At 68.1% G+C, this 14,217-nt stretch carries 11 protein-coding genes and 6 tRNA genes; 8 read left to right on the plus strand and 9 right to left on the minus strand.

Features of this window, described 5'->3' with window-relative positions:
• The first annotated feature begins 41 nt into the window (after positions 1-41).
• The 8 genes from ACFOPH_RS09850 to ACFOPH_RS09885 all read left to right on the plus strand — a co-directional run bounded on the left by ACFOPH_RS09850 (position 42) and on the right by ACFOPH_RS09885 (position 10,556).
• A complete protein-coding gene (locus ACFOPH_RS09850; protein ID WP_379735005.1) occupies positions 42-3,134 on the plus strand; it encodes a xanthine dehydrogenase family protein molybdopterin-binding subunit in 3,093 nt (1,030 codons plus the stop codon).
• Positions 3,131-3,961, plus strand: a complete 831-nt coding sequence (locus ACFOPH_RS09855) for an FAD binding domain-containing protein (protein WP_379735007.1) — start codon at positions 3,131-3,133, stop codon at positions 3,959-3,961. Before ACFOPH_RS09850 ends, ACFOPH_RS09855 begins: the two co-directional genes overlap by 4 nt.
• Positions 3,958-4,536: a (2Fe-2S)-binding protein gene (locus tag ACFOPH_RS09860; protein WP_379735009.1), complete on the plus strand. Its 579-nt coding sequence runs from the start codon at positions 3,958-3,960 to the stop codon at positions 4,534-4,536. Before ACFOPH_RS09855 ends, ACFOPH_RS09860 begins: the two co-directional genes overlap by 4 nt.
• Positions 4,537-4,571: 35 nt before the next feature.
• Positions 4,572-6,176 carry an AMP-binding protein gene (locus tag ACFOPH_RS09865; RefSeq protein WP_379735011.1) on the plus strand — a complete coding sequence of 535 codons (1,605 nt, stop codon included), beginning with the start codon at positions 4,572-4,574 and terminating at the stop codon, positions 6,174-6,176.
• Entirely contained in the window at positions 6,173-7,621 is a 1,449-nt protein-coding gene (locus ACFOPH_RS09870; protein WP_379735013.1) for a UbiD family decarboxylase, read from the plus strand. Before ACFOPH_RS09865 ends, ACFOPH_RS09870 begins: the two co-directional genes overlap by 4 nt.
• Entirely contained in the window at positions 7,618-8,223 is a 606-nt protein-coding gene (locus ACFOPH_RS09875) for a UbiX family flavin prenyltransferase (protein WP_312549939.1), read from the plus strand. Before ACFOPH_RS09870 ends, ACFOPH_RS09875 begins: the two co-directional genes overlap by 4 nt.
• Before the next feature lie 63 nt (positions 8,224-8,286).
• Positions 8,287-9,093 (plus strand): enoyl-CoA hydratase/isomerase family protein, encoded by an 807-nt coding sequence (locus ACFOPH_RS09880; protein ID WP_312549940.1) that lies wholly within the window; start codon positions 8,287-8,289, stop codon positions 9,091-9,093.
• A gap of 11 nt (positions 9,094-9,104) precedes the next feature.
• On the plus strand, positions 9,105-10,556 hold the full coding sequence (locus tag ACFOPH_RS09885) for an aldehyde dehydrogenase family protein (RefSeq protein WP_379735015.1): 1,452 nt from the start codon (positions 9,105-9,107) through the stop codon (positions 10,554-10,556).
• Between the two features lie 64 nt (positions 10,557-10,620).
• Here ACFOPH_RS09885 and ACFOPH_RS09890 read toward each other — a convergent pair whose 3' ends face one another.
• The 9 genes from ACFOPH_RS09890 to pgsA form a co-directional block, all read right to left on the minus strand.
• On the minus strand, positions 10,621-11,562 hold the full coding sequence (locus ACFOPH_RS09890) for a LysR family transcriptional regulator (protein ID WP_312549942.1): 942 nt from the start codon (positions 11,560-11,562) through the stop codon (positions 10,621-10,623).
• Between the two features lie 213 nt (positions 11,563-11,775).
• Positions 11,776-11,850, minus strand: a tRNA-Cys gene (locus ACFOPH_RS09895).
• Positions 11,851-11,986: 136 nt separating this feature from the next.
• Entirely contained in the window at positions 11,987-12,244 is a 258-nt protein-coding gene (locus tag ACFOPH_RS09900; protein ID WP_312549943.1) for a hypothetical protein, read from the minus strand.
• 66 nt (positions 12,245-12,310) lie between these two features.
• Positions 12,311-12,384, minus strand: a tRNA-Cys gene (locus tag ACFOPH_RS09905).
• Positions 12,385-12,461: 77 nt separating this feature from the next.
• Positions 12,462-12,537: transfer RNA gene (locus tag ACFOPH_RS09910), tRNA-Gly, on the minus strand.
• Positions 12,538-12,567: 30 nt separating this feature from the next.
• Positions 12,568-12,643 (minus strand) — tRNA-Gly (locus ACFOPH_RS09915).
• 42 nt (positions 12,644-12,685) lie between these two features.
• A tRNA-Gly gene (locus tag ACFOPH_RS09920) sits at positions 12,686-12,761 on the minus strand.
• A 90-nt stretch (positions 12,762-12,851) separates the two neighbouring features.
• Positions 12,852-12,927 (minus strand) — tRNA-Gly (locus tag ACFOPH_RS09925).
• A gap of 89 nt (positions 12,928-13,016) precedes the next feature.
• The gene (gene pgsA / locus ACFOPH_RS09930; protein ID WP_379735018.1) at positions 13,017-13,595 is read right to left on the minus strand and encodes a CDP-diacylglycerol--glycerol-3-phosphate 3-phosphatidyltransferase; all 579 of its coding nucleotides are present in this window, start codon (positions 13,593-13,595) and stop codon (positions 13,017-13,019) included.
• Between the last annotated feature and the right edge of the window lie 622 nt (positions 13,596-14,217).

Here is a 14,217-nt window from a genome sequence, read left to right on the forward strand (position 1 = left end):
AATCGAGCAAACAAGGCATCGCCGCAGGGAGGCTTGAGAGCATGGAAATGAAGATTCACCACCGCACCGAAGAGACGCAGCAGCCCTTCCTCGGCCGCCCGATGCAGCGGATCGAGGACGCCTCGCTGCTGGTGGGCCGCGGCCAGTACGGCGACGACGTCGGCGTCAAGCCGGGCACCCTGCAGGCGGTCGTGGTGCGCTCGCCCCACGCCCACGCCGTCGTGAACGGCGTCGACACCGCCCGCGCCGAAGCCGCCCCCGGCGTGCGCGCGGTGCTCACCGGCCGCGACATCCAGGCCTGGTCCAAGCCCTTCGTGGTCGGCGTCAAGGCGCCGATGGAGATGTGGGCGCTGGCGGTGGACCGCGTGCGCTACGTCGGCGAACCGGTGGCGGTGGTGATCGCCGAGGACCGCTACCTGGCCGAGGATGCGGCCGACCTGGTCACGGTCGACTATCGTCCGCTCGATCCGGTGACCTCGATCGACGAGGCGATCCTGCCCGACGCGCCGGTGCTGCACGAAGGCGTCGGCAGCAACGTGGTCAGCGACCGCAGCTTCCGCTACGGCGACCCGGAAACGGCCTTCGCGCATGCGGCGCACACGGTCGAACTCACGGTGCGCTACCCGCGTAATTCCTGCACCCCGATCGAGGGCGCGGTGGTCGTGGCCGACTGGCTGTCGGAAGAAGAAGGCTATGACGTGGCCTCCAACTTCATGGGGCCGTTCTCGCTGCATACCGTGATGGCGCTGGCCCTGCGCGTGCCCGGCCACAAGCTGCGCCACCGCACCTTCCGCGATTCCGGCGGCAGCTTCGGCGTCAAGCACGCGGTGTTCCAGTACGCGGTGCTGATGTGCCTGGCCTCGCGCAAGGCCGGCGCGCCCGTCAAGTGGGTCGAGGACCGCCTCGAGCACCTGTCCGGCCTGACCTCGGCCACCAACCGCCTCTCGACCATCCGCGCAGCCGTCGAAGCCGACGGCCGCATCACGGCGCTGGACTACGACCAGTTCGACGATTGCGGCGGCTACCTGCGCGCACCCGAGCCGGCCACCTTCTACCGCATGCACGGCTGCCTGACCGGCGCCTATGCGATCCCGAACCTGGCGGTGCGCAACCGCGTGGTCCTGACCAACAAGACCCCGGCCGGCCTGGTGCGCGGCTTCGGCGGTCCCCAGGTCTACTTCGCGCTCGAGCGCCTGATGCAGCGCATCGCGGTCGAACTGAAGATCGACCAGCTCGAACTCTACCGCCGCAACTTCATCCCGGCCGACGCCTTCCCCTACCATGCGGCGGCCGGCGCCCTGATCGACTCGGGCAACTACCAGCGCGCGCTGGAACTGCTCGAGGGCGAAGGCCGCCTGGCCGAGCTGTACGCGAAGCGCGAGCGCGCCCGCGCCGAAGGCCGCCTGTACGGCATCGGCTTCGCCGCCATCGTCGAGCCCTCGATCTCGAACATGGGCTACATCACCACCGTGCTGCCGAAGGAGGCGCGCGCCAAGGCCGGGCCGAAGAACGGCGCGATCGCCTCGGCCAGCGTCGCCATCGATCCGCTCGGCGGCATCAACGTCACGATCGCCTCGGCGCCGGCCGGCCAGGGCCACCGCACCGTCTGCGCCCAGGTCGTCGCCGACGTCTTCGGCATCGTGCCCGACGGCGTCGCAGTGAACGTCGAATTCGATACGCAAAAGGATGCCTGGTCCGTCGCCGCCGGCAATTACTCGAGCCGCTTCGCCGGCGCGGTGGCCGGCACCGTCCACCTGGCCGCCGTCAAGCTGCGCGACAAGCTGGCCGCGATCGCCGCCCCGCAGCTTGGCGTCACCGCAGGCGAGGTCGTCTTCGCCGAGGGCAAGGTGCACGTGCAGGGCGATCCGGGCAGGTCGCTGCCCTTCCTGCGCATGGCCGCCAGCCCGCACTGGGCGCCGGCCCTGCTGCCGGCAGGCGTCGAGCCGGGCCTGCGCGAGACCGCCTTCTGGACCGCGCCCGAACTGGGCGCGCCAGACGAGCAGGACCGCGTGAACACCTCGGCCGCCTACGGCTTCGCGTTCGACGCCTGCGGCGTCGAGGTCGACCGCCACACCGGCCGCGTCACCATCGACCGCTACATCACGACCCACGACGCCGGCAAGATCCTGAACCCGGCGCTGGCCGACGGCCAGATCCGCGGCGCCTTCGCCCAGGGCCTGGGCGCGGCGCTGATGGAAGAATTCCGCTACGGCGAGGACGGCAGCTTCCAGTCCGGCACCTTCGCCGACTACCTGGTGCCGACCACCTGCGAAGTGCCGGAACCCCAGATCATCCACCTGGAAACGCCTTCTCCCTTCACGCCGCTGGGCGCCAAGGGCCTGGGCGAAGGCAACAACATGAGCACCCCGCCCTGCATCGGCAACGCCGTGGCCGACGCGCTCGGCGTGGCCGACATCGTATTGCCGCTGACGCCCTCGAAGGTGATGGAATTGATCGGCTTCGACGAGCCTCCGCCCTCGCAGAACGCGAAAGTCGCGCCGGCGGCGCCGGCAGCGTCCGATCATGCGCCGCTGGCCGCCGACTCGCCTGCGGGCGCCCATGCCGCCCAGGGCGCGGCCGCCAGGCCGGCCAAGGGCGGCAAGGCCCTGGCCGCACGCGGCGAGGTCGTGCTCGACGCCGCGCCGGAGGCCGTGTTCCGGGTGCTGCTCGACCCGCAGGCCCTGGCCAAGGTCATCCCCGGCTGCAATGCCCTGGAGCCGGCCGGCGAACACCGCTACCGCGCCGACGTCACCGTGGGCGTGGGCATGATCAAGGCGCGCTATTCCGCCGAGGTCGCCCTGTCCGAACTCGATCCGCCGCGCAGCCTGCGCCTGGCGGGCTCCGGCCTGTCCTCGGTGGGCAGCGCCAGCGGCAGCGGCCTGGTCACGCTGGAGGCGCAAGGCGCAAGCACCCTGCTGCGCTACGACTATGCCGCGCAAGTGTCGGGCAAGGTCGCCGCGGTCGGCAGCCGCATGCTCGAGGGCGCGGCGAAGATCGTGCTGAACCAGCTGTTCGAGCAGCTCGGCAAGGAAGCCGGCGCTGCGGGCACCACCGGTGGCGCACCTGCAGCCGCACCTGTAGCCAGGCGCAGCCTGTGGCGGCGCCTGCTGGCCCTGTTTGGAGTGAAACGATGAAACCGCAAGCATTCGACTACGCCCGTCCCGACAGCGCCGAGGAAGCGGTCGCCCTGCTGCATGACGCCGGCGAGGACGCGCGCATCCTGGCCGGCGGCCAGTCGCTGATGGCGGTGCTGAACCTGCGCCTGGCCCAGCCCAGCGTCCTGATCGACATCTCGCGCGTGCCGGACCTGAACTACGTCCGCACCACCGACAGCCACCTGGCGATCGGCGCCGCCGCGACCCAGGGCAGCGTCGAGTGGCGCGCCACGCTGTCCCGGGAGGTGCCGCTGCTGGCCCAGGCCTTCCCGCACATCTCGCACTTCCAGATCCGCAACCGCGGCACCGTCTGCGGCTCGGTCGCCCACGCCGACCCCAGCGCCGAGCTGCCGCTGGCCCTGCTGGCCCTGGGCGGCGAGGTGGTGCTGCGCAGCCGCCGCGGCCGGCGCGTGGTCGCGGCCGAGGATTTTTTCCAGGGCATGCTGATGACGGCGCGCGCCTCCGACGAGCTGGTCGAGGAAGTGCGCTACCCGCTGGCCCGGCGAGGCCTGCGCTACGCCTTCGACGAGTTCTCGGGGCGCCACGGCGACTTCGCGATCTGCGCGGTCGCGGCCGTGGTGGGCCCGGACAGCATCCGCCTGGCCGTCGGCGGGGTCTCGGACCGGCCGCGCGTGCGCAGCTGGAGCCGCATCGGCGGCGCCGACCTCGACGCCGCCATCAACGATTTCGCCTGGGAGCTGGGAGCGAAGGACGACCACCACGCCTCGGCCAGGTTCAGGCGGCAACTGGTGCGCCATCTCGGCCGCGCCGCGATCGAACAGGCAACTCATAAGGCAAACCCATGAAGACCTACCGAAAAGACGGCCTCGTACGCATCGAGCTGGTCCTGAACGGCCAGCGCCGCACCGGCGCCTGCGAGCCGCGCACCCTGCTCTCGGATTTCCTGCGCCACGAGCTGGGCGCGACCGGCACCCACGTCGGCTGCGAGCACGGCGTCTGCGGCGCCTGCACCGTGAACATCGACGGCGTCGCGGGACGCTCCTGCATGACGCTGGCGGTGCAGGCCGAAGGCTGCCAGGTCGACACCGTCGAGGGCCTGAACCGGGGCCAGGACGAGCTGTCCGACCTGCAGCAGGCCTTCCGCCGCAACCACGCGCTGCAGTGCGGCTTCTGCACCGCCGGCATCCTGATGTCCTGCAGCGACTACCTGCGCCGCAAGCCGGATCCGACGGAAGCCGAGGTGCGCGAGATGCTCTCGGGCCACCTGTGCCGCTGCACCGGCTACACCAATATCGTCAAGGCCGTGCTGGAGACGGCGGCCGAGCGCCGCGGCGTCCCCCATGGAGCCGGACTGGCGCCCGACACCGCCGGCCATGCCGAGCCTGGCCCGGCCGAACCGGGCCGCCTGGTGAACGCATAACGGAATACATTCGAAATCAAAAGGAGGAGAACATCGTGCTGGATCTTGGACGCACATTCCTGCAAAGCGTCGAGCGCAGCCCCCACGCGCCGGCAGTAGTCGACGGCGAGCAGCGCCTCACCTATACCGAGTGGTACGAGCGCATCCAGTGCGCCGCGGCCGGCCTGGCGGCGCTGGGCCTGGGGCGCGGCGACCACCTGCTGATCGTCCTGCAGAACCGCATCGAGATGGCGACCCTGCACTGGGCCTGCCAGTTCCTGGGCGTGATCGCCACCCCGCTGAACTGGCGCGCCAAGCCCGAGGAAGTCGAGTACTGCGCGACCGACTCGCAGGCGAAGGCCGTGGTGTTCGAAGCGGTCAGCGCCGACGCCGTGGCCGGCAGCCCGGCCGCCCAGGCCCTGCCGCGCATCGCCGTCGGCGGCGTCGCCGGCGGCACGCTGGCTTTCGGAGACCTGGTCAAGCAGGCGCCCGCCAGCCCCATCCTGCAGGCCGCCGGCGAAGACATCTCGCTGATGCTCTACACCTCGGGCACCACCGGCAAGCCCAAGGGCGTGCCGCGCCGCCACCGCGCCGAACGCGCGGCGGCCCTCGGCCACGTCGCCCAGAACCTCTACCGGCGCGGCGAGCGCACCCTGGGCGTGATGCCGCTGTACCACACGATGGGCGTGCGCTCGCTGCTGGCGATGGCCCTGATCGACGGCCTGTTCGTCTGCGTGCCGAAGTTCGACTGCGCCGCCGCCTTCGGCTACATCGAGCGCGAGCGCGTGACCAACCTGTATCTCGTGCCGACGCTCTACCACGACATGCTGGCCTGGCGCGAAAGGCAGCTCGCCGCCGGCAAGGCGGTCGACATCTCCTCGGTGACCAAGCTGGGCTTCGCCGGCGCGCCGATGCCGGACGGGCTGCTCAAGCGCCTGACCGACACCTTCCGGCCCGAGCTCTTCGTGAACCACTACGGCTCGTCCGAGGTGTACACCTTCGCCATCGACCAGGACGCCACGCGCAAGGCCGGCAGCGCCGGGCGCGCCGGCATCAACACCCGCATCCGCGTGGTGCCGCTCTCGGCCGAGTCGCCGGAGGGCAGGGTCGCGCCGGGCGAGGAAGGCCAGATCATCTGCGACCTGCAGGGCGACGAAGCCTTCGAGGGCTACTGGAACCGGCCCGACGCCGATACGAAATCGATCCGCGGCGGCTGGTACTTCACCGGCGACACCGGCTACATCGACGCCGACGGCGACCTCTTCGTCACCGGGCGCGTGGACGACATGATCATCAGCGGCGGCGAGAACATCTCCCCGGTCGACATCGAGTCGGTGCTGTCCCTGCACCCCTCGGTCGACGAGGTCGCGGTGGCCGGCCTGCGCGACGAACGCTGGGGCCAGAAGGTGGTGGCTTTCGTGAAGACGCGCGGCGAGGTCAGCCCGGACGCGCTGAACGAATACTGCCAGCATTCGGACCTGCTGAACTTCAAGCGCCCGCGCGAATACGTGTTCGTGCGCGAGATTCCGAAGTCCCCGGTCGGCAAGATCCTGCGGCGCAAGCTGGTGGCCGGCGAATACGAGGTCTTGCCGGCGACCGGCGAGGGCCAGCAAAACCAACAGCAAAACGCGGGCAACCAGAAAGAGGAAAGCATCCAATGACGACCGACGCCATCCCGAACGGCAAGGCGCGCGACCTGCGCCAGTGGCTGGCCCACCTGGAAGCGAGCGGGCGCCTGGCCGTGATCCGCGAGGGCGTGCCGCTCGAGCACCGCCTGGCCGCGATCGCCAAGCGCCTCGACGGCAGCCAGGCGGCCTGGTTCCCGAAGCCAGGCGGCCACGCGATTCCCGTGGTGTCCGGCTTCGTGTCGCGCCGCGCCTGGATCGCCGAGGCCATGGGCGTCGAGCAGGCCGGCCTGCTGGCGGCCTTCCGCCACGCCGCCGACCATCCCCTGCCCTGGCGCGAGGTCGAGGCCGGGAGCGCGCCCTGCCAGCAAGTCGTCCACAACGACATCGACCTGCACGCCCTGCTGCCGATCCCGACCCACAGCGAGCACGACAACGGTCCCTACATCACGGCCGGCCTGGTCATCGCCCGCAATCCGGTCACCGGCGTGCAGAACGTCTCGATCAACCGCATCCAGGTGCACGGCAAGGACCGCATGGCGATCCTGATGCTGCCGCGCCACCTGCTGGCCTTCTACAAGGCCGCCGAGGCCCAGGACCAGCCGCTCGACGTGGCGGTGGTGATCGGCGCCGACCCGCTGACCCTGCTGGCCTCGCAGGCGATCACCCCGATCGACTACGACGAACTGGAGATCGCCGGCGCCCTGCATGGCGCGCCGCTGCCGGTCGCCAGATGCCTGACCAGCGAGGTGCGGGTGCCGGCGCATGCCGAGATCGTCATCGAGGGCAAGCTGCTGCCGAAGGTGCGCGAGCCCGAGGGGCCCTTCGGCGAATTCCCGAAGTATTACAGCGCCCAGGAAAACCGCGAGGTGATCGTGGTGGAAGCCGTCACCCACCGCAGCAACCCGATCTACCACACCATCGTGCCGGCCGAGATGGAGCACCTGCTGCTCGGCTCGATCCCGCGCGAAGCGACCATGCTGGCCCACCTGCAGCGCAGCTTCCCCGGCGTGCTCGACGTGCACCTGTCGGTCGGCGGCGTCGGCCGCTACCACCTGTTCGTGAAATTCAGGAAGCAGCGCGAGGGCGAGCCGAAGAACGTCATCCTCGGCGCCTTCGGCGCCCACTACGACATCAAGCAGGTGATCGTGGTCGACGAGGACGTCGACGTGCACGACCCGCAGCAGGTCGAGTGGGCGGTCGCCACCCGCTTCCAGGCCGACCGCGACCTGGTCGTCATTGCCGGCGCCCAGGGCTCGGTGCTCGACCCGTCCACCACCGTCGGCCATGGCGACGAGGTGCCGCCGCCGCACCTGCAGGGCATCGGCGCCAAGATGGGACTGGATGCGACCAGGCCGGTGGCCTATCGCGGCCATGTCTTCACCAAGGTGCGCATCCCGGGCGAGCTTGAAGTCGACCTCGAGCAGGAAGTCGTCCGCGGCGCGGCGATCGACTGGCAGCAGGCATTGGTGCGCACATGAACAAGCCGCGCCTGGTCGTCGCCATCACCGGCGCCAGCGGCGCCGTCTACGGCGTGCGCCTGCTCGAAGCCCTGCGCGCTTCTGGCGCCTGCGAATCGCACCTGGTGATCTCCAGCTCGGGCGTGATGACGGCCCAGCAGGAGCTCGACATGGGGCGCCGCGACATCGAGGCGCTGGCCGACGTGGTCCACAACGTCAAGGACATCGGCGCCACGATCGCCAGCGGCTCCTTCCGCTCGGCCGGCATGGTGGTCGCGCCCTGCTCGATGAAGACCCTGGCCAGCATCGCCCACGGGCTGGCTGACAACCTGGTCGCGCGCGCGGCCGACGTCATGCTCAAGGAGCGGCGCCGGCTGGTGCTGGTGGCGCGCGAGACGCCGCTGAACCTGGCCCACCTGCGCAACATGACGAGCGTGACCGAAATGGGCGGCATCATCTTCCCGCCGGTGCCGGCCTTCTACACGCGCCCGGACTCGCTCGACGACATGGTCAACCACACGGTCGGCCGCCTGCTCGACCTGTTCGACCTGCCGCATGACGGCCTGGTGCGCCGCTGGGAAGGCATGAGCAAGACAGGCGGCGACGAACAGACCAGCATCTGACAAGCCCGCAATCACATCGCTATAACATCGCAATAACGTCTGAATAACATCCAGGAGAACAGCATGACCCAACTGAACCACCCCGCCCACAGCCTGCTCGAGAACCTCGTCAACTTCCGTGTCGAGATCGACGCCGAGCGCCAGCGCGCCGACATCGTGCTCTCGAACGGCCAGTTCAACATCATCACCATGCCCCAGCGCGAGCAGCTGCGCCTGGTGTTCGAGGCGCTCGACGCCGACGAGCGGGTGCGCGTGATCGTGCTGCGCGCCGAAGGCCAGCATTTCTCCAGCGGCGGCGACATCAGGGGCTTCCTGGAAGCCTCGCCCGAGCACGTCTCGAAGCTGGCCTGGAACATCGCGGCGCCGACCCGCTGCAGTAAACCCGTGATCGCCGCGAACCGCGGCTTCTGCTTCGGGGTCGGCTTCGAGATCTCGCTGGCCTGCGACTTCCGCATCGTCACCGACACCACCTTCTACGCCCTGCCCGAGCAGAAGCTGGGCCAGATCCCGGGTTCCGGCGGCTCGGCGCGCCTGCAGAAGATGGTCGGCATCACGCGCACCAAGGACATCGTGATGCGCTCGCGCCGCATCCCGGGCCAGCAGGCCTACGACTGGGGCGTGGCCACCGAGATCGTGCCGGACGCCGAGCTGGAAGCGGCCACCGACCGCCTGGTCGACGAGCTGCGCTTCTTCTCGCCGCTGGCCCAGCGCACCGCCAAGAAGCTGTTGAACGACACCGAGGATTCGCCGCTGTCGGTGGCGATCGAGCTGGAAGGCCACTGCTACAGCCGCCTGCGCTCCTCGAACGACTTCCGCGAAGGCGTCGAGGCCTTCCACGCCAAGCGCCCCCCGGTCTTCAACGGCACCTGAGGGACGCCGGCATGAGCACGCTGAACGCACTCAACTACATCGACGGCCAGTGGCAGGGCGCCGCCGGCGGCGCCACGGGCGAGAGCCGCAATCCGGCCGACGGCAGCGTCATCGGCAGCCATGCCGCCAGCGGCACGGAAGACGCGCGGCAGGCGATCGCGGCCGCGCGCCGCGCCTTCGAGACTTCGCTCTGGTCGCACGACGCGCGCCTGCGCCAGATGGTGCTGCTGGCCTGGGCCGACCGGCTGGAAAAGCGCCAGGAGCTGGCCGCCCTGCTGACCCAGGAAAACGGGAAGGTGCTGGCGCAGTCGCGCGGCGAGATGGCGGCGGCGATTTCCGAGATCCGCTATTACGCGGGCCTGGCGCGCCACATGCCGGGCCACTTCATGGAAGTCGAACCGGGCGCCTATTCGGCGACCCTGCGCGAGGCGGCCGGCGTGGCCGGCCTGATCATTCCCTGGAATGCGCCGGTCGTCCTGCTGATCCGTTCGCTGGCGCCGGCGCTGGCGGCCGGCTGCACCACGGTGATCAAGCCGGCCCACCAGACCGCGCAGATCACCGCCGAGGTCCTGCGCGAGCTGGCGGCGATCGAGTCCCTGCCGCGCGGCGTGCTGAACCTGGTGCTGGAACGCGGCAGCGAGGTGGCGCAGGAACTGGTGGCCTCGACTGACGTCGACGTGCTCAGCTTCACCGGCTCGAACCAGACTGGCCAGCGCATCATGGCGGCCGCCGCGCCGACCATGAAGAAACTGTCGCTGGAGCTGGGCGGCAAGTCGAGCTGCCTGGTGTTCCCGGACGCCGATATCCAGAACGTGGCGCAGCGCCTGGCGACCGCGGCCACGATCATCTCCGGCCAGCAGTGCACGGCCGCGCGCCGGGTGCTGGTGCATGCCTCGCGCTACGAGGAGATGAAGCGCGACCTGAAGGCGGCCCTGGCGGCCATCGTGGTGGCGCCCGGCGACACCCCGGGCGCGGGGATGGGGCCGCTGATCGATGGCGAGGCGCTGGACCGGGTCGCCAGCGACGTCGAGCGCGCGCTCGACATGTGCGACGAGGTCGTGCTGCGCGGCACGCGCGGCGGCGGCAAGCTGGCTGCCGGCCACTTCCTGAGCCCGACCCTGGTCGCGCACGGCGACGCCAATGCCTTCTTCGCGCAGGAAGAGATCTTCGGCCCCTTCCTGGTGCTGGAGAAATTCGAGGACGAGAAGGAAGCGGTGGCGCGCGCCAACAACACGGTGTTCGGCCTGTCGGCCAGCGTCTGGACGGCCGATGGCGACCGCGGCATGCGCCTGGCGCGCGCCCTGCGCAACGGCACGGTCTGGATCAACGACCACAACCGCCTGTTCGCCGAGGCGGAAACGGGCGGCTACCGGCGCAGCGGCATCGGCCGCCTGCACGGCTACGAAGGCCTGGCCGACTTCCTCGAGACCAAGCACATCTATCGGAACGCCGGGCTGGTCTGAGCCAGGGCCGCGCTGAACGTTCCCTGCCTGCTCCCGGCCGCCGCTGCGGCCGGAGCAGCCCTCCTTATTCGCTTTCCGCCTTCTGTTCCTCGCCCTGCTGCCCGCCGGGCGTGCGCAGGCGCATGTTTGCCGCCAGCATGGAAATGAACAGGCGCGTGGCCGGGTTCAGCGGCCGGCGCGGGTGCGATACGCTCACCACCCGGCGCACCAGGCGCGGCGAGGCGATCGGATGGGCGCGCAAGCTGCCGTTGGCGAGCTGGCGGTGCACGGCGACGCGCGGCACGATGGTGGCGACCTGGGTCTGTTCGACCAGCTTCACGGTCGCCACCAGCGAGTCGATCTCGAACTTGGGCGTCAGTTCGATGTTCTCGCCCTCCGCGAAGCTGTCGATATTGCTGCGCAGGCCGTGGCCACGGGTGGGCAGCACGAGAGCCAGGCCGAGCGAAGGCAACTGGCGCAGCGTCAGCGTGGCCGGCAGGCTGGGCGCGAAAGCCGCCCCCGTGATCAGGACCATCTCTTCGTCGACGATGTGCTCGACATCGAGGGCCAGCGGACGGCGCGGCTTGTTGACGATGGCCGCGTCCAGGCGTCCGCCGGCGACCCAGTCGGTCAGGGTGCTGGTATAGCCATCGCTGACCGAGACGCCGACTTCCGGGTACTTGGTCGAGAATTCGCTCAGCGTGTCGACCAGCACGCCTTCCGTGATCGAAGCGATCAGGCCGATGTTCACATGGCCGCGGATGGCCCCTTCGCTGCTGAGCATCTGCGCCTGGGCATTCGAAAAATCGCGCATGATGGGCAGGAACAGGCGGTACATCTGGCGCGCGGCGGCGGTCGGCACCATGCCCTGCTTGGTGCGCTCGAAAAGCTTCTGGCCGAGGTGCTCTTCCAGTTTGCTGATCTGCATGCTCAGGGCAGGCTGCACGATGTTCAGCCGCAGCGCGGCGCGGGTGACCGTGCCCTCTTCGTACAGGGAAATAAAATAATGAATCTGGCGGAATTCCATAGGCGGCGGCCGGCGGCGGAGACTGTGCGAAACATGCCATCTTACCCCATGCGGGCCGTGTCGCCTCATCGGCCGCTGCCGGCTTCTTGCAGGAGAGGCGTTTCAATCGCCCGCACGTTCGGCCGTTCGGTTTCAGGAAACTGGATGACGGGAAAGGCGGAAAAGCACATCGCCGGCTGTTGCCGGCGATGTGCTGAACATGTGCTGGTGTTCTGGAGGCGAGGACGGGAGTCGAACCACGTCTGACCGGCTTTGCAGGCCGTTGCATGACCGCTTTGCTACCTCGCCAGACTTCATAGTACGACTGCTGAGCCGGCCGTGCGATGAGGAAAATCAAGCGAAGACGCGATCGCCCGCGCCGGAATGGCGTCCGCTGCTTCGTTTCCCGCCTCGGGCCGCTCTTCCCTTCGGCCCGGCCTGGCCATCAGACAAATGGCCAGCTCAGGATGCGCCTGACGTGCAGGACCGCGCGCAACGCGACGTAGCCGAGCGCGAAGCCGAAGGCCAGCAGGCTGCGCGCATCGTGCAGGACGGCGAGGAACAGGCCGCCGACGGTGGCGCCGGCGACCAGCACCATCAGCCAGAGCTCGATGCTGAGGAAAAAGGGGCAGGCCTGGCGCCAGACACGCAGCGTGAGCGCGCAGGCGTCCTTGAGGGTGGTAGTGTCGCGACGGGTGCTCATGATGGAAATCTTGAACTGAGGCAGAAATGCAAAACGCCGGCAAGAGCCGGCGGATCGCGTTTTTTCTGGAGGCGAGGACGGGAGTCGAACCCGTCTAGACGGCTTTGCAGGCCGCTGCATAACCGCTTTGCTACCTCGCCAGAGTATATGGTAAGACTGCTGAGCTGGCGGGTTATGGTGCCAAATCAACATGAGAAGCAACGTCTTCTCTGAATTCTGGAGCGGGAGAAGAGTCTCGAACTCTCGACCTCAACCTTGGCAAGGTTGCGCTCTACCAACTGAGCTACTCCCGCTTAGGAGTCCTGCTAACGACACTCGCTTCATGGAGCGGGAGAAGAGTCTCGAACTCTCGACCTCAACCTTGGCAAGGTTGCGCTCTACCAACTGAGCTACTCCCGCACGGAGTGTTTTACTGCCAACTTTACTACTGATGCTCCTGAATGGAGCGGGAGAAGAGTCTCGAACTCTCGACCTCAACCTTGGCAAGGTTGCGCTCTACCAACTGAGCTACTCCCGCATTCTGGAGTCACGCATTATCGCAGAAATCGTTTCAACTTCCAAGACAACTTGTTACTACTGCTTATCGCTTCGACTTCATCGCAAACGTTGGAGCGGGAGAAGAGTCTCGAACTCTCGACCTCAACCTTGGCAAGGTTGCGCTCTACCAACTGAGCTACTCCCGCTTTGTCTTTCGTTTGCTGCGATGTCGTTCGCAACAGGCAGGCATTATAGACTATCTGATCCGTACGTCAAGGATGACGAAGAAGTAATCTTACATGTTCCCGCTTTTTTCCTTGATCAGCGGCCAGGCGCGGCGCAGGTAGTAGAACATCGACCATACCGTCAATACGCCTGCGACCCACAGCAGGATCTTGCCCCAGTACTGCATATCGAGGCCGAACAGGGTCTCGTGGAAGAGCAGCATCGGGATCGCGGCCATCTGGGCCGCGGTCTTCACCTTGCCCAGCGAGCTGACCGCGACCGACTTGCGGGCGCCGATCTCGGCCATCCATTCGCGCAGCGCCGAGATCGTGATCTCACGCCCGATGATGATGAAGGCGATGACGGCGTCGACACGCTGGAGCTGGATCAGCATCAGCAGGGCGCCGGCAACCATCAGCTTGTCCGCGACCGGGTCGAGGAAGGCGCCGAAGGCCGAGGTCTCGTTCCAGCGCCGCGCCAGGAAACCGTCGAACCAGTCGGTGACCGCCGCGACGATGAACACGAGCGTCGCCGCCAGGTTTTGCTCGGGACGGGTAAGCCAGTGCTCGGGAAGATAGTAGACGCCGACAACCAGGGGAATGAGTGCTACACGTAACCAGGTCAGGAGGATCGGGATGTTAAAAGGCATAAAAGGCGCGAACTGGCTTACCGTTAAAAAAGCGTGCGCCGCTAGTCTACATGGGTATTGCAAATTGGACTAGTTGAGCTCGGCTGTAATGGGTGGGGCGACCAGCGCGGCGGGGCTTTTCGTAGGGTGGGCACTTGTGCCCACGCGGTGACCCCGGGTGATCGGTCGAACAAATGAGCGAAGGAGCGGCGGCATGCTTCAAGGATTTCCGACGCCTCGGAAGCTCCGCGAACAGCCTTGATTGATCAACTGTCGTACCGCGTGGGCTCGAGAGCCTACCCTACGGAAACATAGGTGCGCGAACGCCCTCGGTGGTCTCGTGCTGGCTTTTCGTAGGGTGGGCACTTGTGCCCACGCGGTAGAGCGCATGCTCGGTCGAGTAAGCGAACGGATCGTGTACGGTGCGCCGACCGAACGGGACGGTGCAGGGCTCCGCGGACAGCCGCGAATGATCGACCGGGGTACCGCGTGGGCTCGAGAGCCCACGCGGTAGGGCGCATGCTCGGTCGAGTAAGCGAACGGATACGTATACGGTGCGCCGACCAAACGGGACGGTGCACGGCTCCGCGCACAGTCGCGAATGATCAACCGTGGTACTGCGTGGGCTCGAGAGCCCACCCTA

The sequence above is a fragment of the Massilia haematophila genome (assembly GCF_042647645.1).
Lineage (GTDB): Bacteria > Pseudomonadota > Gammaproteobacteria > Burkholderiales > Burkholderiaceae_D > Telluria > Telluria haematophila.